Source organism: Pseudarthrobacter phenanthrenivorans, from assembly GCF_036455295.1.
Taxonomy (GTDB): Bacteria; Actinomycetota; Actinomycetes; order Actinomycetales; family Micrococcaceae; genus Arthrobacter; species Arthrobacter phenanthrenivorans_C.
Map to the genome: position 1 here is coordinate 110,952 of NZ_JAYXNX010000002.1, position 22,339 is coordinate 133,290.

The 22,339-nt window shown below is 66.9% G+C and carries 21 protein-coding genes; 5 read left to right on the forward strand and 16 right to left on the reverse strand.

What is annotated here, in order from left to right; translation table 11 throughout:
- Window positions 1–36: 36 nt before the first annotated feature.
- The 3 genes from uvrB to VXJ37_RS02970 form a co-directional block, all read right to left on the reverse strand.
- Entirely contained in the window at window positions 37–2,151 is a 2,115-nt protein-coding gene (uvrB, locus tag VXJ37_RS02960) for an excinuclease ABC subunit UvrB (RefSeq protein ID WP_331321567.1), read from the reverse strand.
- An 80-nt stretch (window positions 2,152–2,231) separates the two neighbouring features.
- Window positions 2,232–3,446, reverse strand: a complete 1,215-nt coding sequence (gene coaE / locus VXJ37_RS02965) for a dephospho-CoA kinase (RefSeq protein WP_331321568.1) — start codon at window positions 3,444–3,446, stop codon at window positions 2,232–2,234.
- Between the two features lie 62 nt (window positions 3,447–3,508).
- On the reverse strand, window positions 3,509–4,144 hold the full coding sequence (locus VXJ37_RS02970) for an SRPBCC family protein (RefSeq protein ID WP_331321569.1): 636 nt from the start codon (window positions 4,142–4,144) through the stop codon (window positions 3,509–3,511).
- A gap of 76 nt (window positions 4,145–4,220) precedes the next feature.
- On the opposite strand from VXJ37_RS02970, the gene VXJ37_RS02975 reads away from it, so the two are divergent.
- Entirely contained in the window at window positions 4,221–4,931 is a 711-nt protein-coding gene (locus tag VXJ37_RS02975; protein WP_331321570.1) for an IMPACT family protein, read from the forward strand.
- Window positions 4,915–5,412 carry a GNAT family N-acetyltransferase gene (locus VXJ37_RS02980; protein WP_331321571.1) on the forward strand — a complete coding sequence of 166 codons (498 nt, stop codon included), beginning with the start codon at window positions 4,915–4,917 and terminating at the stop codon, window positions 5,410–5,412. The genes VXJ37_RS02975 and VXJ37_RS02980 overlap by 17 nt, the downstream gene beginning before the upstream one ends.
- A gap of 143 nt (window positions 5,413–5,555) precedes the next feature.
- Here the strand turns inward: VXJ37_RS02980 and rpsA are convergent, their stop codons facing one another.
- The 3 genes from rpsA to polA all read right to left on the reverse strand — a co-directional run bounded on the left by rpsA (window position 5,556) and on the right by polA (window position 11,289).
- Window positions 5,556–7,031, reverse strand: coding sequence for a 30S ribosomal protein S1 (gene rpsA / locus VXJ37_RS02985; RefSeq protein ID WP_331321572.1), 1,476 nt, complete (start codon window positions 7,029–7,031; stop codon window positions 5,556–5,558).
- A gap of 239 nt (window positions 7,032–7,270) precedes the next feature.
- Window positions 7,271–8,569 (reverse strand): GNAT family N-acetyltransferase, encoded by a 1,299-nt coding sequence (locus VXJ37_RS02990; protein ID WP_331321573.1) that lies wholly within the window; start codon window positions 8,567–8,569, stop codon window positions 7,271–7,273.
- A gap of 77 nt (window positions 8,570–8,646) precedes the next feature.
- The gene (gene polA / locus VXJ37_RS02995) at window positions 8,647–11,289 is read right to left on the reverse strand and encodes a DNA polymerase I (RefSeq protein ID WP_440589772.1); all 2,643 of its coding nucleotides are present in this window, start codon (window positions 11,287–11,289) and stop codon (window positions 8,647–8,649) included.
- Between the two features lie 217 nt (window positions 11,290–11,506).
- On the opposite strand from polA, the gene VXJ37_RS03000 reads away from it, so the two are divergent.
- A complete protein-coding gene (locus VXJ37_RS03000; protein ID WP_331321575.1) occupies window positions 11,507–11,971 on the forward strand; it encodes a hotdog fold thioesterase in 465 nt (154 codons plus the stop codon).
- 12 nt (window positions 11,972–11,983) lie between these two features.
- Here the strand turns inward: VXJ37_RS03000 and VXJ37_RS03005 are convergent, their stop codons facing one another.
- The 5 genes from VXJ37_RS03005 to VXJ37_RS03025 form a co-directional block, all read right to left on the reverse strand.
- Entirely contained in the window at window positions 11,984–12,544 is a 561-nt protein-coding gene (locus VXJ37_RS03005; RefSeq protein WP_331321576.1) for a dihydrofolate reductase family protein, read from the reverse strand.
- 61 nt (window positions 12,545–12,605) lie between these two features.
- Window positions 12,606–12,827, reverse strand: a complete 222-nt coding sequence (locus VXJ37_RS03010) for a hypothetical protein (RefSeq protein ID WP_331321577.1) — start codon at window positions 12,825–12,827, stop codon at window positions 12,606–12,608.
- Window positions 12,824–14,077 (reverse strand): inorganic phosphate transporter, encoded by a 1,254-nt coding sequence (locus tag VXJ37_RS03015; RefSeq protein WP_331321578.1) that lies wholly within the window; start codon window positions 14,075–14,077, stop codon window positions 12,824–12,826. The genes VXJ37_RS03010 and VXJ37_RS03015 overlap by 4 nt, the downstream gene beginning before the upstream one ends.
- Before the next feature lie 152 nt (window positions 14,078–14,229).
- Entirely contained in the window at window positions 14,230–14,736 is a 507-nt protein-coding gene (locus tag VXJ37_RS03020; RefSeq protein WP_331321579.1) for an HAD domain-containing protein, read from the reverse strand.
- A gap of 139 nt (window positions 14,737–14,875) precedes the next feature.
- Window positions 14,876–15,307, reverse strand: coding sequence for a VOC family protein (locus VXJ37_RS03025; protein ID WP_331321580.1), 432 nt, complete (start codon window positions 15,305–15,307; stop codon window positions 14,876–14,878).
- A gap of 221 nt (window positions 15,308–15,528) precedes the next feature.
- On the opposite strand from VXJ37_RS03025, the gene VXJ37_RS03030 reads away from it, so the two are divergent.
- Complete coding sequence (locus VXJ37_RS03030) at window positions 15,529–16,149, forward strand: L-threonylcarbamoyladenylate synthase (RefSeq protein ID WP_331321581.1); 621 nt, start codon at window positions 15,529–15,531, stop codon at window positions 16,147–16,149.
- A gap of 92 nt (window positions 16,150–16,241) precedes the next feature.
- Here the strand turns inward: VXJ37_RS03030 and ligD are convergent, their stop codons facing one another.
- On the reverse strand, window positions 16,242–17,264 hold the full coding sequence (gene ligD / locus VXJ37_RS03035; RefSeq protein WP_331321582.1) for a non-homologous end-joining DNA ligase: 1,023 nt from the start codon (window positions 17,262–17,264) through the stop codon (window positions 16,242–16,244).
- 68 nt (window positions 17,265–17,332) lie between these two features.
- On the opposite strand from ligD, the gene VXJ37_RS03040 reads away from it, so the two are divergent.
- Complete coding sequence (locus VXJ37_RS03040; protein WP_331321583.1) at window positions 17,333–18,010, forward strand: alpha/beta hydrolase family protein; 678 nt, start codon at window positions 17,333–17,335, stop codon at window positions 18,008–18,010.
- 29 nt (window positions 18,011–18,039) lie between these two features.
- Here the strand turns inward: VXJ37_RS03040 and hrpB are convergent, their stop codons facing one another.
- The 4 genes from hrpB to VXJ37_RS03060 all read right to left on the reverse strand — a co-directional run bounded on the left by hrpB (window position 18,040) and on the right by VXJ37_RS03060 (window position 22,234).
- Window positions 18,040–20,658, reverse strand: a complete 2,619-nt coding sequence (hrpB, locus tag VXJ37_RS03045) for an ATP-dependent helicase HrpB (RefSeq protein WP_331321584.1) — start codon at window positions 20,656–20,658, stop codon at window positions 18,040–18,042.
- A 40-nt stretch (window positions 20,659–20,698) separates the two neighbouring features.
- Window positions 20,699–21,301 (reverse strand): hypothetical protein, encoded by a 603-nt coding sequence (locus VXJ37_RS03050; protein ID WP_331321585.1) that lies wholly within the window; start codon window positions 21,299–21,301, stop codon window positions 20,699–20,701.
- Entirely contained in the window at window positions 21,291–21,593 is a 303-nt protein-coding gene (locus VXJ37_RS03055; RefSeq protein ID WP_331321586.1) for a hypothetical protein, read from the reverse strand. Before VXJ37_RS03055 ends, VXJ37_RS03050 begins: the two co-directional genes overlap by 11 nt.
- Window positions 21,594–21,718: 125 nt before the next feature.
- Complete coding sequence (locus tag VXJ37_RS03060) at window positions 21,719–22,234, reverse strand: flavin reductase family protein (protein WP_331321587.1); 516 nt, start codon at window positions 22,232–22,234, stop codon at window positions 21,719–21,721.
- Window positions 22,235–22,339 lie beyond the last annotated feature (105 nt).

Here is a 22,339-nt window from a genome sequence, read left to right on the forward strand (position 1 = left end):
CCTTTAACTGTACCCCAGCCGAATACCCCGCAGACGTCAGGCGTGGCCCGCCGCCTGCATCTGGCGCAGTTCCTTCTTCAGTTCGCTGACTTCGTCGCGGATCCGCGCCGCCACCTCGAACTGGAGTTCGGCGGCGGCGCCGTGCATCTGTTCCGTGAGCTGCGCGATCAGGCCCACCAGGTCCTCGGCCGGTGCGGCCGCCAGGCCATCGGAACGGACCTGCGCCGCGCCCTTCTTGGCCCCGGCCTTGTTGGCCCCCGTGATGCCACGCTTGCCCTTGCCGTAGTCGAAGCTGCCCAGCAGCGCATCCGTATCGGCGTCTTCCTTGGCCAACTGGTCCGTGATGTCGGCGATTTTCTTCCGCAGCGGCTGGGGATCGACACCATGTTCGGTGTTGTAGGCCACCTGGATGGCGCGGCGCCGGTTGGTTTCGTCGATGGCGTTGGCCATGGAGTCGGTGATCCGGTCCGCATACATGTGTACCTGGCCGGAGACGTTGCGGGCGGCACGTCCGATGGTCTGGATCAGCGAGGTGGAGGAGCGCAGGAACCCTTCCTTGTCCGCATCCAGGATGCTGACCAAGGACACCTCGGGAAGGTCGAGGCCCTCCCGGAGGAGGTTGATGCCCACCAGGACGTCGAAGGATCCCAGCCGCAGTTCACGCAGGAGCTCCACGCGCCGCAGGGTGTCGACGTCCGAGTGCAGGTATTCGACTTTCACGCCGTGGCCCAGCAGGTAGTCGGTGAGGTCCTCCGCCATGCGTTTGGTCAGGGTGGTGACCAGGACGCGCTCATCCTTCTCGACGCGGGTCTTGATTTCACCCAGGAGGTCATCGATTTGCCCCTTGGTGGGCTTGACCACCACCTCGGGATCCACCAGGCCGGTGGGCCGGATGATCTGCTGGACGAAGCCGTCCGCTTTGCCCAGTTCATACTTGCCGGGGGTGGCGGAGAGGTAGACGGTCTGGCCCACCCGTTCCAGGAACTCGTCCCACTTGAGCGGCCGGTTGTCCATGGCGGACGGCAACCGGAAGCCGAAGTCCACCAGATTCCGTTTGCGGGACATGTCGCCTTCGTACATGGCACCGATCTGGGGAATGGTCACGTGGGACTCATCCACCACCAGCAGGAAGTCGTCCGGGAAGTAGTCGAGCAGGCAGTGCGGCGCGGTGCCGGGCCCGCGGCCGTCAATGTGCGCTGAGTAGTTCTCGATGCCGTTGCAGAAACCCATCTGCTGCATCATTTCGAGGTCATACGTGGTGCGCATCCGCAGCCGCTGCGCTTCCACCAGTTTGTTCTGGCTTTCCAGCACCTTCAGCCGGTCCGCCAGTTCATCCTCAATCCGCTTGATGGCCCGCGCCATCCGTTCCGGGCCGGCCACATAGTGGGAAGCCGGGAAGACGTACATCTCTTCCTCGTCGCGGATGACCTCGCCGGTGAGCGGGTGGAGCGTGTGGATGCTCTCGATCTCGTCGCCGAAGAACTCGATCCGAATGGCCAGTTCCTCGTACATGGGAATGATTTCCACGGTGTCGCCGCGGACCCGGAACGTTCCACGGTGAAAGTCCATGTCGTTGCGGGAGTACTGCATGGAGACGAACTTGCGGAGGAGGTCGTCCCGGTTCATCTCGGCGCCACGGCGGAGGGTAACCATGCCGGAAATGTATTCCTCAGGGGTTCCCAGGCCGTAGATGCAGGATACTGTTGCCACGACGATCACGTCGCGGCGGGTCAGCAGCGCATTGGTGGCGGAGTGGCGGAGCCGTTCCACTTCCTCGTTGATTGAGGAATCCTTCTCGATGAAGGTGTCCGTCTGCGCCACATATGCTTCGGGCTGGTAGTAGTCGTAGTAGGAAACGAAGTACTCCACCGCGTTGTTGGGCAGGAGTTCGCGGAACTCGTTGGCCAGCTGCGCGGCCAGGGTCTTGTTCTGCACCATTACCAGGGTGGGGCGCTGCACCTGTTCAATAAGCCAGGCGGTGGTGGCACTTTTACCGGTACCGGTGGCGCCAAGCAGCACCACGTCCTTCTCGCCGTTGTTGATGCGCTCCGTCAGTTCCGCGATGGCGGCCGGCTGGTCTCCGGCAGGTTTGAACTCGCTGATGACTTCGAAGGGCGCTACAACACGGTTGATCTCCTGCGCAAGGCTCATGAATCTAATTTACAGCGGGGCGCTGACACTGGACTGCCGCTTCCGTTACAGGCGAACAGCGCCGCACACAAGCTCCCGTGTCAGGACGGGTACGACGGCGGCACCCACCCGGTTGCCTCAGCCCAGGCCGACATTCGCGGCCAGGCAATGTCCGTAAACCAAGGTTCCTTTGCTTCCGCGTAAGCCCTGGTGGTGGTCGAATCCGCGAAGCGGGCCCCCAGGTCCGCCTTGTGCGCCTGGTAATCCCGCAGCGCGGAGGGATCGTGTCGCAGCCAGTCCCGGAACATCAGCGCATAGCGCCACCCCGCGGAACCCGCTGCGCGGACGTGCACGTTGACGGCGCGGCACGGATCGGCATTGGCGTGGAACCGCTTCTGCCATGCCGACGTGTCAGGATCCCCGGGCTTCGGCGTGTCCGACTCCGCGCCCCGTACCGCCGGGAAGCCGGCGGCCGCCAGGAACGGGGCCAGCTTTTCGGCGGCCTCGAGATCCTGCACCGAGACCTGCAGGTCTATGACGTCCTTGGCTGCCAGCCCGGGAACGGCGGTGGAACCGACGTGGTCCACCGCCAGGATGAGCTCCGGGGCCGCGGCCACGATCCGCGCCGCAATCCGGGCTGCCTGGAGGGCCCACTCCTGGCGGTGCGGTTCCAGCACAGGTCCCCCACGGCGGGGTGCACGTGTCCCCGCAGCCACGTTGTGGGCGAACGGCACCAGCCGCGCGTCCCACATGCGGTCCACCTGGTCCAGAAGGTGCTGCACAGTGCTGGAGTTATCCAGGACGACGTCGGCAGCGGCGAGCCGGTCACGGCGCGTGGCCTGCGACGCCATCCGGGAACGCGCCGCCTCGGCCGTCATCCCCCGGAGGTCCAGCATGCGCTGCACCCGCACATCGTCAGGCGCGTCCACCACAACCACCAAGTGGAAGGCCGCGCCCTGGCCTGTCTCCACCAGAAGGGGAATGTCCTGGACCACCACGGCGTCCTGGCCGGCCGCAGCCGTGATGGCCGCGGCCCGGGCGCGAACCAAGGGGTGGACGATCGCATTCAACGCGGAAAGGCGGTCCGGATTGCCGAACACCGCATCGCCAAGCCGCGGCCGGTTGAGCCGCCCGTCGTCGTCGAGCATCGCGGGACCGAACTCCGAGACGATCCGCTCCAGCCCTTCAGTACCGGGCTCAACCACCTCACGGGCCAGCGCATCCGCATCCACCAGTACTGCGCCGCGTTCCTTCAGGCGGGCGGCAACCACTGACTTCCCTGAGGCGATTCCGCCCGTCAACCCAATTTTCAGCACCCTCCCACCCTAGGGCACGCCTCCCGGACCGCCGGGTGGTCCCCTGTGCAGCGGTCATGCGGTTACGCGTTTCCCTCCGCCCGGCTTCTGATTCCCTGGAGCATCCGCCGGGACATGATGAAGCTCGCCACCTCCACTGCTTCGACCAGCCAGGCTGTCCACCATTGACGGTAGGCATACCGCTCCCGGACCAGCAGCCGGGTGGTGCCGTCGGATTCCGGCCGCAGCACGAACGCCCAGGTGAAGTCGAACGGCCCGGGAGGTGAACCGGGTGGAACCCGCAGGACCAGGGCGCTTCCTTTGTCCACGAGGGCCATCTCCAGGTCCGAGGACGCAGCCGGCGCCAGGTGGACATGGTCCCCGGCCTCGATGTCCTGCCACTCCGGGTGGATCCGGTCTGCACTGTGGATGCGGAGGCCCAGGAGGTTTTCCAGGAAGTCGTAGCTGTAGAAACCCCCGCGGCCCTGGCCCATCTGCGCCAGCCACGGCCATACAGCCTCAGCCGGGGCCTGGATACTGACCGCACGCGTTGCCGTCAGGTCGGGTGCGGGCAGGAAGTCATCGCCGGGGAGCGTGCCGCCCGTCTCTGCATCAGTTGCACCCCAGCGCAGGTAATACCTTCGGAACCAGGCAGCCGATGCTGCCGCGCCAGCCAGCACCACTCCCGGCGTGGCCAGCCGCTTCAATATGCGTGACATGCGTCGATTTTCCAGGCTGCCGTCTGCCCTGTCATGGGCCGATAGGCCTGATGCGCTTCTCCACTAGACTGAAGCGGTGTTGAACCCGGCGGACCCACCACAGGACACGGACAGCCGGGCCACCTCCTACACCACCCTGAGAGCCGGGCAGGACTTCCGGCACGAACTTGAGATTAGGCGCTCCCGGTTCATCACGGTCCTCCGCCGCGCCGGCACCGAGGACGAGGCCCGGGACCTGGTGGCAGGCCTCCGCCGCGAGTTCCATGACGCCCGGCACCACTGCTCCGCGTTCGTCATCGGACCCGACAGGACTGTCCAACGCTCCAGCGACGACGGCGAACCGGCGGGGACTGCCGGCATTCCCATGCTCGAAGCCCTGCTGAAGAGGGAAACCGTTCCCGGGGTAACGGACCTCAGCGACGTCAGCGCCGTCGTCGCGCGTTACTTCGGCGGCGTCCTGCTCGGCGCCGGCGGGCTGGTGCGGGCGTACTCGGAATCGATCTCGGCATCGCTGGATGAGGCGCCCCTGGTCCGCCGCAGCCGGTTGCGCATCTGCTCCGCCCCTGTCACCCACGCGGCAGCGGGGCGCCTGGAGAACGACCTCCGGGCGGCAGGCATGGTCATGGCCGGTACCACGTACCAGGACCGGCATACGGTGCTGCGGATTGCTGTCCCGGACGATGCCGGCGCCATCGCCGCCGCGACTGAACGGATCCTGCAGCTCACTGCGGGCGCCACCCTCCTCTCTCCCGACGGAACGGAGTGGGTTGATGAAGCCCTCGGCTGACGTTGCCCTGGTGGACGTTGATGACGCCGTGGCTGACCAACTGCTGGCGCTGGCCAAGAGGGATGCTTCCCCGGATGAGGTGGCTCCCCCTCTGGGCGGCCCCGGCTGGAACCTGGAGCGCACGGCCTGGTTCTACGGCTACCACCATGCTGCCGCCGCCGGACTGGACGGACCCGCTGCAGAGAAATCCTGGGCAGTTTTCTGTGGCGGCGACATTGCCGGCTCAGTGCGGCTTAAACGGAATGACAAAGACGTGCAATCGGCGGAAACCGGCATCTGGCTTGGCCGCAGCTTCCGTTCCCGGGGAATCGGCGCCGCGGCCCTGCACCTCGTCCTCGGCGAAGCCCGCCGGGCAGGGCTCCGGCGGGTCACCGCCCGGACACTGGCCGGCAACCGCAGCGCCCTGCGGCTGCTCACGACAGCCGGGGCGGCACTGGCGGCCGACGCCGAAGGGACAGTCAGCGCCGTCGTCGACCTTTAATCGCCTTCGGCTGGGGAGCACACCCCACTGGGGAACCGGGCCCCTCGCCGGTGCGCCAGCCGCGTCTGCCACGTTAAACAGAACGGGCCCCCGCTTTCGCAGGGGCCCGTTCGGTCAGCCCGGACGCACCGGGCCAGTGGCAATTAGTTGCCGGTCAGCTTCTCGCGCAGGGCAGCAAGTGCCTCGTCCGAAGCCAGGGTGCCGGCACCGGAGTCGGTGGCAGCAGGCTCGGAGGAGTAGCTGGTGGCGCCGGAGTCGCCGTCACCGGACGTCGCTGCAGCAGCGTCGTCGGCAGCGTGCTGGGCAACCTGCTTCTTGTGGGCTTCCCAACGTGCCTGGGCGTCAGCGTACTGCTGCTCCCATGCGGCGCGCTGTGCTTCGTAGCCCTCGAGCCATTCGTTGGACTCGGGGTCGAAGCCCTCGGGGTACTTGTAGTTGCCCTCTTCGTCGTACTCTGCGGCCATGCCGTACAGTGCGGGATCGAATTCGGTGCTGTCGGCGTCGACGCCCTCGTTGGCCTGCTTGAGGGACAGCGAGATGCGGCGGCGTTCCAGGTCGATGTCGATGACCTTGACGAACAGTTCGTCGCCAACGGAGACAACCTGCTCGGCCAGCTCCACGTGGCGGACAGCCAGCTCGGAGATGTGGACCAGGCCTTCGATGCCGTCTTCGACGCGGACGAACGCACCGAACGGAACCAGCTTGGTGACCTTACCCGGAACAACCTGGCCCAGGGCGTGGGTGCGGGCGAAGGTCTGCCACGGGTCTTCCTGCGTAGCCTTGAGGGACAGGGAGACACGCTCGCGGTCCAGGTCCACTTCGAGGACCTCGACGGTGACTTCCTGGCCAACCTCGACAACCTCGGACGGGTGGTCGATGTGCTTCCAGGACAGCTCGGAAACGTGGACGAGGCCGTCTACGCCGCCCAGGTCCACGAATGCACCGAAGTTGACGATGGAGGAAACGACGCCGGGACGGACCTGGCCCTTTTCCAGCTTGTTGAGGAAGGTGGAGCGGACCTCGGACTGGGTCTGCTCGAGCCATGCACGGCGGGACAGGACCACGTTGTTGCGGTTCTTGTCCAGCTCGATGATCTTGGCTTCGATCTGCTGGCCGATGTACGGAGCCAGGTCGCGCACGCGGCGCATCTCGACGAGGGATGCGGGCAGGAAGCCGCGCAGGCCGATGTCGAGGATAAGACCACCCTTGACAACCTCGATGACGGTACCGGTGACGACGCCGTCTTCTTCCTTGACCTTCTCGATGTCGCCCCAGGCACGCTCGTACTGAGCGCGCTTCTTGGAGAGGATCAGACGGCCTTCTTTGTCTTCCTTGGTGAGCACCAGGGCTTCGACCTGATCGCCGACGGAGACGACATCTCCGGGGTCAACGTCGTGCTTGATGGACAGCTCGCGGGAGGGGATGACACCTTCGGTCTTGTAACCGATGTCGAGCAGGACTTCATCGCGGTCGACCTTGACGACGGTACCTTCGACGAGGTCTCCGTCGTTGAAGTACTTGATGGTGGCGTCGACAGCTGCGAGGAAGTCCTCAGCGGTACCGATGTCGTTAATGGCGACTACGGGGGTACCGGGCTTCTCGGTGGAGGTGATGGTCATGTAGTAGGGGCTCCGTTGTGGATAGTTAGTCGGTCAGGCAAACCGGCGCGCCCGCGTTATGGAACGCAGGCGCGATTCGCGGTGAATCCGACGGATCCTCCGGGTCATCCTGATTTTGTGGATTTCTTTCTTTTTGCAGCCCTCAAGGGGCCGCGGGCGCGTGCACGTGGTACAAGCCTGTTCATTCTAGTCGCTGCCGGCAATGAGGGTCAAAGCGGACGTGCCAGGTGGTCCGGGAACTAGAAGTGGGTCAGGCAGTGGGTGGCGCGTTCCACCGCAAACATTTGCTGGGCCTTGAAGACGGATCCGTGTGTTGCCTCGCTGATGGTGCCGGCGGCCTTCAGCGTCACGGGGCTGACCCCGCCAAGGTAGATCGAGGAGAGGGCTGAGACGTCCAGTGCGAGGTCCGCGGGTGCATCAGCGGGCAGGCGTTCGACGGCGGCCCCGCCACCCTTGACGTCCAGCGCGAAGGTGCCGCCCGTGAGGCCCAGCGGGTCTGCCACTGCGAGGACCAACCGTCCGTCCGCCGGGTAGTGGCGTGCTGCCAGCGCCTGCGGGACGTCGAGGATCCGGAGCCACAGCATGTCGCGGCTGTCCGAGGCGTCAATGCACCGCGCATCAGCCAGCGCCCAGGCAAGGGGATCGTCCACCGGCGCCTCGTTCCAGGTGACGCGCTCCACGAGGTCGATGGCGCCCAGGTACTGCCAGAGCTCCAGGTACGCGTGGTCAGTGGCGGCCAGGAGGTCCACCACTTCCATGGTTGCCGGCGTGGTGTCCCAGCCGGCGAACTTGTAGGAGACGTATCCGTCCACAAGTCCCTCCGGACCATAGTGCAGCGCCGCCTTGATGGCCGGATCTTCCTTGCCCTCCCGGCTCAGGGACCCGGACGCCAGCAGCCAGTACCATTCCTGCCGGCCGAGCGACCCGGGCGTGTGGCGGTGCACCCGGCCGAAAACCTTGGGGGCCACCTCCAGCAGGACTTTAGGGTCTGCGACCTCCACGGTGCCGGTGGCCTGGTGGCGCACGTTGAACCGCGCCGTGGTGTCCACTTTCACCGAGCGTTCCAGGCTCGCCACACCGTATCCAAAGCGTCCGTAGATGCTGCCCTCTGAAGCGGTGAGTGCTGCCACGGCGATGCCGTCGTCCGTGGCGGCCTGCAGGTCTTCGGTCATCATCCGGCGCAGCAGGCCACGCCGCCGGTGCGGGGTCCGGACGGTCACGGCCGTGACCATCTGGGTCTCAAGCATCCGGCCAAAGCCGATGTTGAGCGTTTTCCGGAACGTCCCGAAGGTGGCTACGGGGACCTCGGCGGGTAGGGAGGACTGGGCCACCGCGCCTGTCTGGTAGGCGCCGGTGAAGATCCTGCCGTCAGCCTCGTAGGTGGCCATGGAACGCGCCACATGGGCGGCGCCCCGGGTGGCATCGTGGAAGCCGAAGGCCACCGCCCGGGCCCATGCTTCGGCTTCGGCGTAGCCGTCCCTGCCCTCCGAGACAGCAGGAAAGCGCCGGATCTCATAGTTACCGCTCAGATTCCCCATTTACCCGAGCCTAGTAACGAATCCGGCGCCTGACCAGCAACAACATTGTCTCCGCCGGGCGCAGCGGGCCGCCAGGGCTAGTGGCCTGCGTCGTACCAGCTGGGACCGACGCCGATCTGGACTTCCAGCGGCACACTGAGCTCGGCCGCGGCCGCCATCTGCTCAGTCACCAGCTTTTCCACGGCTGCCCGCTCCCCCGTTGCCACTTCAAGAACCAGTTCGTCGTGGACCTGGAGCAGCAGCCGCGACTTCAGGCCCTGCGCCTGCAGCTCCGCGTGCACGCCCAGCATGGCGCGTTTGATGATGTCCGCCGCGGAACCTTGGATGGGGCTGTTGAGCGCAATTCGTTCGGCGTTTTCCCGCAGCTGCCGGTCCGTGCTGGTGAGGTCCGGCAGGTAGCGCCGCCGCCCTTCGATGGTGGCCGTGTACCCGTCCACGCGGGCCTGGTCCACAACGCCCCGGAGGTAATCGCGGACGGCGCCGAAGCGGTCGAAGTAGTCCTTCATCAGGGTCCGGGCCTCGTCAACGGAGATTTCCAGCTGCTTGGACAGGCCAAACGAGGTCAGCCCGTAGGCGAGGCCATAGGACATCGCCTTGACTTTGGAGCGCATGGCGCTGGTGACCTGGTCCGTGGGGACGTGGAAGATGTTGGAGCCCACGAAGCGGTGCAGGTCCTCGCCGTCCTTGTACGCCTGGATCAGCCCCTGGTCCCCGGAGAGGTGCGCCATGATGCGCATTTCGATCTGGGAGTAGTCCGCGGACAGGAGGCATTCATAGCCGTCGCTGACCACGAAGATGCCACGGACGCGGCGGCCTTCCTCGCTGCGGATGGGGATGTTCTGCAGGTTGGGATTGTTGGACGAGATGCGGCCGGTGGCTGCCACGTTCTGGGCGTAGGTGGTGTGGATGCGGCCGTCCTCCGCCACCGACTTCTTCAGCGATTCGATCATCTGGCGCAGCTTGGCGGCCTCGCGGTGGGCCATGAGCTGCACCAGGAACTCGTGCCCGGTTTTTTCCAGAAGGTTCTTCAGGGAGGCTGCATCCGTGGTGTAGCCGGACTTGATCTTCTTGGTCTTGGGGAGCTGGAGTTCGTCGAAGAGGACGGTCTGCAGCTGCTTGGGCGAGCCCAGGTTGACCTCATGCCCGATGGCGGCAAAGGCCTGCTCCTGTGCCTGGTCGATCACCCGGGCGAGGTCCGCGAGCTGTTCGTCCATCTTGTCCATGTCGATGGCGATGCCCGCGAGTTCCATGTCCGCCAGGACGCGGCTGACCGGGAGTTCGAGGGTCGACAGCAGTTCTTCCGCCTTCCGCTCCTTGAGTTCGTCCTCGAAGTAGCGGCTCAACGCCAGCACAACCGCGCCGGCCTGGACCAGGGCGTCGGCAGCGGCGGTGTCCTCGCCGTCGAACGACAGTTCCAGCTGCCCGGCCTTGGCAGTGGCGGCGGGAAGCCCTACGTTGAGGTGGTGCTGGGCAAGCTCGGCGAGCTCGTAGGTGCGGCGGTCGGGCTGGATGAGGTAGCCGGAGATGGACGTGTCGTCCACGACCCCTTCAAGCTCGAGCCCGCGGGCGGTCAGGGCCTTGAGCGCAGCCTTGAACCCGTGCATCACCTTGGGCGCCTCCGGATCGCGCAGCCACGCGGCCAGCACGTTCTCGGTCTCCGCGTCCTGGCCTGCGAGGTCCACATAGACGGCGGCGTCGGAACGGACGATGGCCACCGCAGCGGCGTCCTCACCAATCCGGCCCGGCACGAGGTCGACGGCGAGGGCGGACCGCTGTCCGGTGCCCCCGGTCAGGAACGCGGCCAGCTCCGCCGCGTTGGCTGGGGCGGTGTACTCCGGGGTGTCGATGCTTTCACGCTCGGCTGCAGGGGTGTCGGCGTCCCCGTACAGGGCGAACAACCGGCCGCGGATGGCTTTGAATTCGAGTTGGTCGAAGAGGTCCTCGATAGCGGCCTGGTCAGGGCGCGGCTGGTAGAGGTCGTCCAGGGTGACGGGCAGTGCCAGGTCCGTGTGCAACTGGTTGAGCCGCCGGTTGCGCTTGACGTTCTCGATGTTCTCGCGGAGCGCATCACCCACCTTTCCGCCAATGGAATCAAGGTGTTCCAGGATGCCTTCCAGGCCGCCGTACTGGTTGATCCACTTTGCCGCCGTCTTGGGTCCCACGCCCGGCACGCCGGGCAGGTTGTCCGCCGTCTCCCCCACCAGCGCGGCGAGGTCCGAATAGCGGGACGGGGGAACGAAGTACTTCGCTTCGATGGCGGCGGAATCCATCCTGGGAATGTCGCTGACGCCCTTCTTGGGGTAGAGCACGAAGACGTTGTCAGTGACGAGCTGGAAGGCGTCCCTGTCACCGGAAACAAGCAACACCTCGAAGCCGGCCTTCTCCCCCATCGCGGCGAGCGTGGCCAGGATGTCGTCAGCCTCGTAGCCGGGCATCTTGATGGTCCTGATGCCCCATGCCTCCATGACCTGCCCGATGAGGTCGATCTGGCCGCTCATTTCGCGGGGGGTCTCGTTCCGGCCGCCCTTGTATTCGCTGTACTCGGCCTTCCGGTGCGTGGATTCGTCGGAGACGTCGAACGCGACCGCGATGTGCGTGGGCTGCTGCTCCTTGATCAGGTTGATCAGCATGGAGGTGAAGCCGTGGATGGCATTGGTGTGCTGGCCATTGGACGTGGAGAACTTGTCGGCCGGGAGGGCGAAGAATGCGCGGAAGGCCATTGAATGGCCGTCAAGGACCAGAAGCCGTGGCTGGTCGGTGATGGGAATGACGGGTGCCTCCGTGGCTGAAACAGATCCCCCGGCAGCCGGGGTGGCGGTCTTCACAGCAGGCCTCGAAGCGGACGACGGGCGCTGCCGGGCAGCCCCCTCGTCGATGGCCTGGGACGGGAAAGGGGCCGGTTTGGTTGTTTCACTCACAGGTGCCAGCCTAGTTGCCATGACAGACAATTTCACGCCGGGCGCTTTCGCCGAAGAGCTCACAGCCGCCGGTATTCCCGACCACATGCACGGCTGGCTGGGGAGGTTTGGCGTCGGGGCCCTGGTGGTGAAGATGGGGATCCGATTCCTGGAGATGAGCCCTGAACATACCGTCGCCACCATGCCGGTGGAAGGAAACACGCAGGTGGCAGGCATCCTGCATGGCGGAGCACATGTGGTGCTGGCGGAGACGCTGGGTTCCTTCGCCGCAGGAATGCATGCGGGGCCGGGACGCCATGCCGTGGGCATCGAGGTCAACGCAACGCACCACCGGTCGATCGCCGAAGGCGTGGTCACGGGCACCTGCACGGCAGTCCACCTTGGACGCACGCTGACCACCCACGAGATCGTTATGACTGATGCCAGGGGAAGGCGCCTTTCGACCGCGCGGATCACCAACCTGCTCCGGGACAACGCCGACTAGGGCGAACCCGGGTCAGGACTGCCGGCCCGGGGAACTTGGCAGCAGGTAGCGCAACTCAACGATGCCCCGGCCCAAGGTGCGGGAGGCCGCCAGCTCAAGTGGCGGCGTCGGCCCGTTCATGGGCAGCAACCGCTTCCCCGCGCCCAGCACCACCGGAATAACGGACAGGATGATCTCGTCCAGCAGTCCGGCGTCGGCGAACTGGGCCGCGAGGTTGCCGCCGCCCACGACCCAGATGTTCCCGTCCCCCGCAGCACGACGGAAGTCGCCAATGAATTCCCGGACGTTCCCGCGCACGAATGTGACGTCCGCGCCCTCCGGGGCACGGTACTCGTGGTGGGTGAAGACGTAGCTGGGAGTGCCGGCATACGGCCACCTGCCCGGCTCATGCTCCAACAGCCAGGCATACGTCTCCCCGCCCATGACGATGCAGCCCACACCGGCCATGAAAACGTTATAGCTGTCCGCCCCACCTTCGAAGCCGTCGAACTGCAGCAGCCAGTCCAGGTTGTCGGTGGGGGTGGCGATGAAGCCGTCCAGGGAGGCGGCCACAAAGTATTGGATACGCGGCATGGCCCCAGCCTAGCCAGGAGCAGTGGGCCGGCCAACAGCCGGGCAGCGCCGGCCGGGTGTGCTACTTGGTGAAGTAGGGGATGATCAGGTATAGGCCAGCCAGGACCGCCAGGGCGCACAGGCCGAAGCAGAGGTAGGCGAAGGAACGCTTGACGCCGGGCGAGGTCTGCTCCGCATCTGCGGCGATGGCCGTCAGCCGGACGCCGAGCGAGTAAAGGGTCACCACTGTTGCGGCGGCCACGAGCGTTGCAACCGCAACGTTCAGCAGTTCCAACCACTTCATCGCCGATTCTCCTTGGTGTTGTTGGCCCGGGCGTCAGCCCTGGCTCGCGCTTCTGCCTTGGCTTTGGCTTTTGCTTCGGCCCGGGCCTTTTTCTTTGCGAACCGGACGGCCTGGCCGGCTTCCTCGACCTCGACGGCGTTCTGGTGGCCCACGGAGGACTTGCGTGAATAGAAGAACATGAAGAGCACCGCGGCGCTTCCGGCGACGGCGGCGATGAGCACGCCCACGGCTCCGGTCTTCACCAACAGGGCAGTGAGGGCTCCGACGACGCCTGCCGCCGGGAGGGTGAAGAGCCAGCCCAGCGCGATCTTGCCGACCAGGTTCCAACGGACGGTGGTGCCGCGGCGGCCCATCCCGGAGCCGATGACGGAGCCGGAGGCAACCTGGGTGGTGGAGAGGGCAAAGCCCAAATGCGAGGACGCAAGGATGGCGGATGCGGTGCTGGTCTCGGCCGCGAAACCCTGGGCGGGCTTCACTTCGGTAAGGCCCGAGCCCATGGTGCGGATGATGCGCCACCCGCCCGCGTAGGTTCCGACCGCAATGGCCAGGGCGCAGGCGGTGATCACCCAGAGCTGGGGACCGGAGCCAGGTGCCTGACCTTTGGCTGCGATCAGGACGAGCGTGATGATGCCCATGGTTTTCTGGGCGTCGTTTGTTCCGTGGGCCAGGGCAACCAGGCTGGATGTGAAGACCTGGCCGGTGCGGAAGCCCCCGCGCTTCTGGGTGAGCTTGGTGCCCGTTTCGGGGTCGTGGCGTGCCGTGAGGGCGTAGGCCAGGCGGGTGCAGACGTAGGCGGCGAGGCCGGCAATCACGGGGGCGAAGACGGCCGGGAGGATGACCTTCTGGACCAGGCTCTCGAAATTGACGGAGCCGAATCCTGCCCCGACCACTGCCGCGCCGATCAGCCCACCGAAGAGGGCGTGGGAGGAGCTGGAAGGCAGGCCCTTCAACCACGTGATCATGTTCCACAGAACGGCGCCCATCAGCCCGGCAAAGATGATTTCCGGCGTGACCTGCAGTCCCTCGGATCCCTCGCGGATGATGCCACCGGACACTGTCTTGGCCACCTCGGTGGAAAGGAAGGCGCCCACCAGGTTCAGGACGGCCGCCAGGGCCACCGCTGTCTTGGGTTTGATGGCACCGGTCGCGATGGGCGTTGCCATGGCGTTCGCGGTGTCGTGGAAGCCGTTCGTGAAGTCGAAAAATAGTGCCAGTCCGATGACCAGCGCCACCATGAAGGTGATATCCACCTGTTGCCCAATCTGCAGAGTCGACGTTCAGCAGTTTCTCTAACCAGGCTGCCTTGGACAGCATAGTTCACCAGCTGTTTGCGTGGAATGACTTGCGGTGTTGGCACAACCGGCGGGAAACCTTATCGATCGTACGCGTCCCCGGCATGAGGTCAAAACACGGGTTGGGTCAGGAAAGACCGGAGCCTGCCGAGTTCGGCGGGCGAGATTCCGTGGCGGGGATGGGGCGAGACGGTGAGGATGCGCCGGCCCAGGAAGCGTGCCCAGCGCTGCGCTTCGCCCTCGAACGCCAGCTGGTCGTCCACCCACGCCACGGCATCGGGCCCCGTCTTTTCGATGTCTTCCTGGATGGCCCGGAGCTTCCACCAGCCTGTCCCGCCGGCAGGCCCGTCCGCTGCGAGAAACGCCCAGGTGGTGCCGGCCAGGCCGACGGCGGGACACAGGTACCGGGGCGCCAGCTCTTCCCAGCTGGTCAGCCAGACGCAGCGCAGCCCGGGGGTCCGGGCCAGGGCATTGAGTCCGGCCACAAGTTCGGCCGCGAAGGCGACCGGCAGCAGGCCGGCGTCAGCATACTGCCAGGCCGACCCCCACCCCGTGACTCCTTCCGGGCCGAACGGGCAGAGCACGCCATCGACGTCAAGGTAAAGCGTCCGCTTCACGCTGCCGCCTGCGGGAAAGCCCTGGTGGAACCAGGGACTCCATGAGGGACCTCACGCATTAATCCTCGCAGTCCGGAGGTCCGGCCTCAATAATTCCGTAAGGGGGAAGGTCCTGGCGCCGGTGTGCCGGCCCCGCGCCTCAGGAGGTGGCGGGGGCCTGGGCTGCGTTCACGTTGACCAGCCAGGAGACGCCAAACCGGTCCGTGCACATGCCGAAAACGTCACCCCAAGGCGCTTTCTCCATGGGAACAGTGACTGCGCCCCCGTCAGCACTCAACTTCTGGTAGTAGCCACGCAGTTCCACCTCGTCGTCGCCGCTGAGCGAGATGGAGATAGCGGAACCAGGGCGGTACTCCATGCTGTTCGGGGTGTCCGCGCCCATGAGCACCAGGCCCTGGGCGGTAGCCAGCATGGCGTGCATGATCTTTTCCGCTTCCGCGGGGTCTTCGCTGGCCTGGAAGTCACCGAAGGTGCTGAGCGTCAGCTCACCGCCGAATACGGACTGGTAGAAATTCATTGCCTCACGGGCATTGTCGCGGAAGCTGAGGTACGGATTAAGGATGGTGGGCATCGGGCTTCTCCTTGGCAGGCGGGCCGGAACTGCACCGGCGGGTACAGGGCAGATAACCATCCTGCCCCATCCGGCTACGGGCCGGTAGGGTACGGTCCCCCTGCCCGGTTCCCTGTTTCAGGGTAGGAACCGGCAGCCGGCGCGGCCCACGGGAGGTTCACTCTCCGAAGAGCCCGGCGCGGATGGGTGCGGTACGGACCAAGGGAACGTAGGCTCGGGGCATGGCCCGATTCTTTGACGTTCATCCCCAGGACCCCCAGCCCCGCGCCATCGCGCAGGCAGTGAAAATCATCCGCGACGGCGGCTTGATCGCCTATCCCACGGACTCCTGCTACGCCTTGGGGGCGCAGATGGGCAACCGGGAGGCCCTGGACCGGATCAGGAGCATCCGGCACCTGGACGACAAGCACCACTTCACCCTGGTCTGCCGTGACTTCGCGCAGTTGGGACAGTTCGTGAACATCGGCAATGACGTCTTCCGCAGCATCAAGGCCGTCACGCCCGGCAGCTACACGTTCATCCTGCCTGCCACCAAGGAAGTACCCAAGCGCCTGCTCCATCCCAAGAAGAAGACGGTGGGGGTGCGCATCCCGGACAACCGGGTGGTACAGGCGCTGCTGGCCGAACTGGGCGAGCCGCTGCTGTCCAGCACGCTGCTGCTGCCGGACGAAGAGGAACCACTGACCGTGGGCTGGGAGATCAAGGAGCGGCTGGACCACCAGGTGGATGCCGTCATCGACGCCGGTGACTGCGGCGCAGAGCCCACCACCGTGGTCGATTTTTCCAGCGGTGTTGCCGAGGTTGTCCGGCGAGGCATGGGCGACCCGTCCCGCTTCGAGTAACCGTCCCGGGGCACTTTGCCGCCGGCCGCCGTCGTGAATTACGACGGCGGCCGGCGTGTCCGCGTCAAAGTGCCCCTTTTTCGAGGGGCCACTCAGTCCTGCTTGCGTGCCCTGCTCGGCTGGACCCGGGGAGGCTCACCGGGCATCTTCGGGTAGTCGGGCGGGAAAGGCATCTCGCCCAGGCCGGCTTTGCAGTCGCGGTCCCACCACTGCAGCAGCGTGTCGATGGTGCCCGGGCTGGCACTGAAGTCCGCCCAGGGGTCGCCCACGGTCTTCAGCCGGTCCGGCACGGTGAGGATGGTGAAGTTCTTGGGGTCCGCCTGCTCCAGTTCCTCCCAGGTGATGGGGCACGACACCGGGGCGTGCGGCAGGGCGCGCGGGCTGTAGGCACCGGCGATGGTGCGGTCCCGGTTGGCCTGGTTGAAGTCCAGGAACACGCGCCGGCCCCGCTCTTCCTTCCACCAGGCCGTGGTCACTTTATCCGGGATCCTGCGCTCAACTTCCCGGGCAGCGGCGATGACGGCGTGCCGGACGTCCAGGAACTCGCGGGTGGCGTCGATGGGTGCGTAGACGTGCAGTCCGCGGTTCCCGGACGTCTTGATGAAACACGTCAGTCCGGCCTCCGCAAGGACTTCCTTCAGCACCAGGGCCGCGGGGATTGCGTCGTCGAAGTCGGTTCCGGGCTGCGGGTCCAGGTCTATGCGCAACTGGTCCGGGTTGTCAGTGTTTTCCGCCCGGGAGGGCCAGGGATGGAACACCACTGTGTTCATCTGGACGGCCCAGACGGCGGCCGCGGGCTCGTCGAACACCAGTTGCGGATGGGACCTGGCACTGGGGTAGACCACCTTGACGGAGCGGATGAAGTCAGGCGTGCCCTTGGGCGGATTCTTGGAGAAGAACATCTCGCCCTCAATGTTCCCGGAGAACCGCTGCAGCGATACGGGGCGGTCCCCGTTGGCGGCGATGAACGCCTCTCCCACCGAGCAGATGTAGTTGACCAGATCCAGCTTGGTCAGGCCCAGGTCCGGCCAGAGGACCCGGCTGGGACTGGAAATGCGCATCTCGCGTCCGCCGTGGGGACCCGGGACAGTGATGGTGGTCTGTTCGCTCGCCATGGGGACAACGTACACCCGGCAGCGCGCAGGGAGCGGCACATCCGGCAGGCCTCCGGCATGATGGAGCCATGCCTGCATCCGACCAGCAACTCACCGTCACCGCAGGTGACACCACATTTTCCGCCGTGTACGCGCGCCCCGCTGACCCCACGGCCACCGTGGTGGTGGCGCACGGTGCGGGGGCCGGCAAGGACCACCCCTTCCTCCGGGGATTTACCGATGCCCTGAATGGCTTGGGGCTGGCCACCCTGCGCTTCAATTTCCCTTATATGGAGGCAGGGCGGAAGTTCCCCGACCGCCCCCCGGCGGCCATGGCCGCGTGGCGTGCCGCCATGGCCGCCGCCCGCGGACAGGCTGACGCCCACGGGGACCGCGGCTCCGTATGGGCTGCAGGCAAATCATTCGGCGGCAGGATGGCGTCCATGGCCGTTGCCGAGGGCATGGACCCTGCCGGCCTGGTGTACCTGGGCTACCCCCTCCACGCTCCCGGAAAACCGGACAAGCTCCGGGACGGGCACCTGTACGGGCTGGCGTTGCCCGTGCTGTTCCTGCAGGGAACCCGGGACACCTTCGCCACAGCGGACATCCTGTCAACCGTCGTGTCCCGGATCGGCCCCAACGCAGTGCTGCAGTGGGTGGAAGGCGGTGACCACTCGTTTGCCGTCGCCGGCAAGAAGCGTTCCGCCGACCAAGTGGGCGCCTCCCTTGCCGCCCCCGTTGCGGCCTTTATTGCCGCCCACTCCTGAGGCCGGCCCCCGCCGCACAGTTGCCGCCACTACATGCGCTGTTTGGTGCGCGCGGTGGCAGGGACCGACCACGGGTCTTCAGGCCACGGATGCTTGGGATAGCGGCCCCGCATTTCCGAGCGGACCTGCGTGTACGGGCCGGACCAGAACGAGGTCAGGTCATCCGTCACGGCGAGGGGGCGCCGGGCCGGAGACAGCAGGTGGAACAGGACCGGCACGCGGCCCACGAGCCGCGGGGATTCGGCCAGGCCGAAGCACTCCTGCAGTTTGACCGCCACTACCGGCGCAGCACTGTCGTCACCCGGTTCCGGGTAGTCGATCCGGACGCTTGAACCGCTGGGCACCTGGAGCATTTCCGGGGCCAGCTCATCCAGCCGGGCAGCCTCGGGCCAGGGCAGCAGCCGGCGCAAAGGCTGGGCAAGGTCTACCGAACTGACCGCCTTCCCGGCTGCGAGTTCCTCCAGCCCGGGCCCCAGCCACTCTTCCAGCCGGGTCAGCAGCGCACTGTCAGACACATCGGGCCAGGGCGATCCCAGCTCCCGGTGGAGGAAGGCAAGGCGCCGCCGGAAGGAGGTGGCCGCCGTCGACCATGACAGGGCGGCCAGCCCTTCGGACCGCAGCGCCTGCGCCACCGCTTTCCTTCCCTGTTCGGCAGTGGGACGGACGGGCGTTGCGGACAGCACGATGGCACCCAGCCGCTTGGTCCGCCGTGCGCTTACCCGGCCCGCGCTGAACCCTGCCTCCACGGTGTCGGAGAACAGGTGCGAGGCTGCAGTTTCGGCGGTTGCTGCCGACAGCGGCGCGGCGGCGCGGATCACGGCGCCGGTGCCTCCCGCGTCCCGGCCTTCCGCCCGGGACACTTCGGCGACGGCCAGCCATTCATGGCCCGATAACGTGCTGGCCGCCGGCAGGCCTGCCCTGGTGCCGGATGTCAGCAGGTATTGTCCTGCTCCCCCGCTGCCTGGCACGAGCCGGGCCACGCGGTCGGGAAAGGCGAGGGCGACGACGGCCCCAACAGCCTCGTCGTTATTCGCGGCACTGTGGGCAGGCGCCGGGGCGCCGGCCTTTTGCCGTCGGGCCAGGGAGGCCATCCGCTTTGACTCCTCCGCCCAGCGCCTTCCCGCCGGGCCTGCGTCCGCCCTGAGCTGTGACAGAAGGCGGGGCAGGTCTGCTCCCGGCGCGCGGTGGTCGGCGGAAAGGGCGGCCACCACACCGGCGGCCAGTTGGCCGCCCATGGCGGCGCCGCCGTCGAGCAATGCCCGGGCAAGCCGCGGGTCGGCGGGTATTCCGGCAAGTACCCGTCCCTCCGCCGTCACCTGGCCGCCATCGGACACGGCCCCCAGTTCCCGGAGCACCTCCATGGCGTCATCCATGGCAAGGGCCGGAGGTGCGTCCGGCAGGGCAAGGCCATTGCCGCGCGGCGCGCCCCAGCAGGCGAGGGTGAGGGCGGCGCCGGTCAGGTCTGCCACGTTGATCTCGGGTGTGACGTGCGCGGGGGCCGCCCCGTAGGCCTGCTGTGAATAGCAGCGCACCACCTTGCCGGGGCCCTGGCGGGCGGCGCGGCCGGCCCTTTGGTCGGCGGAGGCCCGGGAGCAGGAGACGGTGACCAGCCCGCTCATCCCGCGGCCTGAGTCCCGCCGCGGCTCCCGCGCCAGCCCCGAATCAATGACCAGCCGGACCCCGGGCACAGTCAGGGAGGATTCTGCAAGGTCCGTGGAGACGATGATCCGCGGCCGGTCCCCTGGACGCCGGCCGGATACGGCCCTGTCCTGCTCCGCTGCGCCCACCTGGCCGTGGAGCTCCAGCACGTCTGCATGGCCACCCAGCCGGGCCCGGAGCGCCGCGGCAACATGGGACACTTCCCGGGCTCCCGGCAGGAAGACCAGCGCGTCCACTGGCCGGCCCGTATCCGCGGCAAGGGCGTGGGCGTTGGCAGCCGCGGCGGCGACATGGGCCAGGAACGAACGGCTCACTCCCCTGGTATCCAGCCGGGCTGCGGGAGCCGGGAGCCATTCCACCTCCAGCGGGTGGTTCACGGAGGGACAGTCGACGATCGGGGCCGGCGCGCCGCCGTCGGGATCGCCAAGCAAGGCGGCGAACCTGGGAGCGTCCAGGGTTGCGGACATGGCGACGACGGCCAGGTCACCGCGCAGCGCGCGGACCTCAGCGAGCATGCCGACGAGAAGGTCCGTTTCCAGACCGCGTTCGTGCACCTCATCGAGGACGACGGCGGCGGTCCCGTCCAGTCCCGGGTCCGCCAGCAGGCGGCGCAACAAGATGCCCGGGGTGACGAATTCGACCAGGGTGCCCGGTCCTGCGCGGCGCTCCCCGCGAACGGTGTAGCCCACACGGCCGTCCCCCGGACGGCCGTCCAGGGATGAAAGACGGCGGGCGGCTGCCCGTGCGGCAACGCGCCGCGGCTGGGTGACGACGACGCGGCCGTGGCCGCCGTACAGGTTGGCCAGCAGCGGCGGGACGAGGGTGGTCTTACCTGTTCCCGGGGGCGCCTGCACAACTGCGGCTCCCGGTGCGGCTCCGCGTTCCATCACCTCCCGCAGGGCGGGAAGGGAACCTTCGAAGGCCAGGCCAGCACCGATGGTGGCGAGGTCGAAGGCAGCGGCAGGGGGGTTGCCGACAGGAGGGATCATCACTCCATTCTGCCCTGCGGGGGGCCGCCTTCCCGTCAGGTCAGGGCTTGCCTGGGCCTTTGCCCTTGGCTTTGGCTTCCTTGGCCGTGTCCTGGCCTTGAGCGCCCGGCGCCTTCACGTCGGGAGCAGGTGCAGGCGCGGCGGCAGGAACCACAGGGTCCACGGGAGTGGAAGCGGGGGCTTGTTGGGTTGCGGTGTCGGCCAAGGCAGTGGAGGCTGTCCCCGCCTGGCTTTCGGCGGGAGGTGCCGCCGGGGCGGCGGCGGCAACCTGCCTGGTGAGGTCTGCCCTGACGGCGGAGAGCGCGGTTTCGATGCCGCGGTAACGCGCGGCGGACAGCCGGCCGTGGGCTGCCGCGTCGCCCAGGTCCTTTTCGAGTGCCTGCAGGGCTGCCAGGGCCCCGTCCATCCTGTTCTCTGCCGCTGCCTGGCTGATACTTAGCACGCGGATCTGGAAACCCCGGAGGACGTTGGCGTCGGTGTCCGTGGACTGGATGCCGGATGCACCGGCCACCACTGCGGCGGCAACAAGGGCGGAGCACAGCAGCATCAGGGCGCGGGTGCCGCGGCGCCGGGGCAGGGGAACTCTTCCGGCTGCGGGGGCCGTCACCACAGCCCGCTGCACCGGTTCCATCTCAAGCAGCATGCCTGCCCCGCAGCGAGACCGCATGGGCGGATCGAACTGGCAGCACAGTTACGGCAGCGGGTTCACCGGCCACGGGCTGCGCGGGGGCCCGCGGTACCCGGGAAGCCGGCCTTGCCAGAACCATCTTGAGGGCGATGCGCAGAGCGGTGGCGATCAATAAACCGATGCCAACGCCGAGGAGTACGTGCCCCACCAGGTACTGCCGCGGGGCGCCGGGGCCACCCTCTGCAGCCACTGCTGCCCCACCAACCGTCAGCATCAGTGACAGGGCCGTACTGAAAATTGCGCCCATGGCTCCTGCTCCCATCCCATTTAATCAGCAAGCTTACTACCAATGCTCAGTAAGCTTACTACCGGATGGGCCGGAAGCAAGGGCAAGTACGTCCGGGATCCTGTGCAGAGCTCCCGGCATGATCCTCAGCCGACGGCTCCAAGCAGGAGATCCGCCGGGGCGAGCGCGGCATAACGGCCCCTGAAGAACACGAGGGGCTGGCCGTCACGCCTCGCGTCGAGATGCCGCACCGCGGCCACCACGATGGTGTGGTCGCCGCCGTCGTACTCGGCATGCAGTTCGCAGTCGAGCCAGGCGAGGGCGTCGTCCAGCACGGGGTTTCCCAGCGGCGAGGACGTAAGGCCAACGCCTGCGAATTTGTCGGAATTCGACCGCGCGAACTGCCCCGCAAGATGCCGGTGCTCGGACGGAAGGATGTTGACGGTGAACGAACCCACTTTGCGCAGCGCCGGCCAGGTGGTGGAACTGCGTGCCGGGCTGAACGTCACCAGCGCCGGATCCAGGGACAGGGACGCGAAGGACTGGCAGGTAAAGCCGGCCGCCCCGTCCGGGGTGGAGCTGGTGATCACGGTCAGGCCGCTGGCGAAGGTTCCGAAAATATCCCGAAGCCGGCGGTGTGCAAGATCTGAAGTGACTGTCATGGAATGGCCTCTCGTGCGGATCGTCACCCCACCAAACCATCAGCAAAAAGGCCGGCTCAAGCCGTCCGAAACCCGCGGACGCGCACCGCAACGAACCGTCACGGC

What these genes read in the sequence shown, in the direction of transcription:
- uvrB (WP_331321567.1), bottom strand. Translation starts at nt 2,151, where the DNA reads ATGAGCCTTGCGCAGGAGATCAACCGTGTTGTAGCGCCCTTCGAAGTC.
- VXJ37_RS02970 (WP_331321569.1), bottom strand. Translation starts at nt 4,144, where the DNA reads ATGTCACGCATATTGAAGCGGCTGGCCACGCCGGGAGTGGTGCTGGCT.
- VXJ37_RS02980 (WP_331321571.1), top strand. Translation starts at nt 4,915, where the DNA reads ATGAAGCCCTCGGCTGACGTTGCCCTGGTGGACGTTGATGACGCCGTG.
- rpsA (WP_331321572.1), bottom strand. Translation starts at nt 7,031, where the DNA reads ATGACCATCACCTCCACCGAGAAGCCCGGTACCCCCGTAGTCGCCATT.
- VXJ37_RS02990 (WP_331321573.1), bottom strand. Translation starts at nt 8,569, where the DNA reads ATGGGGAATCTGAGCGGTAACTATGAGATCCGGCGCTTTCCTGCTGTC.
- polA (WP_440589772.1), bottom strand. Translation starts at nt 11,289, where the DNA reads ATGGCCTTCCGCGCATTCTTCGCCCTCCCGGCCGACAAGTTCTCCACG.
- VXJ37_RS03000 (WP_331321575.1), top strand. Translation starts at nt 11,507, where the DNA reads ATGACAGACAATTTCACGCCGGGCGCTTTCGCCGAAGAGCTCACAGCC.
- VXJ37_RS03005 (WP_331321576.1), bottom strand. Translation starts at nt 12,544, where the DNA reads ATGCCGCGTATCCAATACTTTGTGGCCGCCTCCCTGGACGGCTTCATC.
- VXJ37_RS03010 (WP_331321577.1), bottom strand. Translation starts at nt 12,827, where the DNA reads ATGAAGTGGTTGGAACTGCTGAACGTTGCGGTTGCAACGCTCGTGGCC.
- VXJ37_RS03025 (WP_331321580.1), bottom strand. Translation starts at nt 15,307, where the DNA reads ATGCCCACCATCCTTAATCCGTACCTCAGCTTCCGCGACAATGCCCGT.
- VXJ37_RS03030 (WP_331321581.1), top strand. Translation starts at nt 15,529, where the DNA reads ATGGCCCGATTCTTTGACGTTCATCCCCAGGACCCCCAGCCCCGCGCC.
- ligD (WP_331321582.1), bottom strand. Translation starts at nt 17,264, where the DNA reads ATGGCGAGCGAACAGACCACCATCACTGTCCCGGGTCCCCACGGCGGA.
- VXJ37_RS03040 (WP_331321583.1), top strand. Translation starts at nt 17,333, where the DNA reads ATGCCTGCATCCGACCAGCAACTCACCGTCACCGCAGGTGACACCACA.
- hrpB (WP_331321584.1), bottom strand. Translation starts at nt 20,658, where the DNA reads ATGATCCCTCCTGTCGGCAACCCCCCTGCCGCTGCCTTCGACCTCGCC.
- VXJ37_RS03050 (WP_331321585.1), bottom strand. Translation starts at nt 21,301, where the DNA reads ATGCTGCTTGAGATGGAACCGGTGCAGCGGGCTGTGGTGACGGCCCCC.
- VXJ37_RS03055 (WP_331321586.1), bottom strand. Translation starts at nt 21,593, where the DNA reads ATGGGCGCAATTTTCAGTACGGCCCTGTCACTGATGCTGACGGTTGGT.
- VXJ37_RS03060 (WP_331321587.1), bottom strand. Translation starts at nt 22,234, where the DNA reads ATGACAGTCACTTCAGATCTTGCACACCGCCGGCTTCGGGATATTTTC.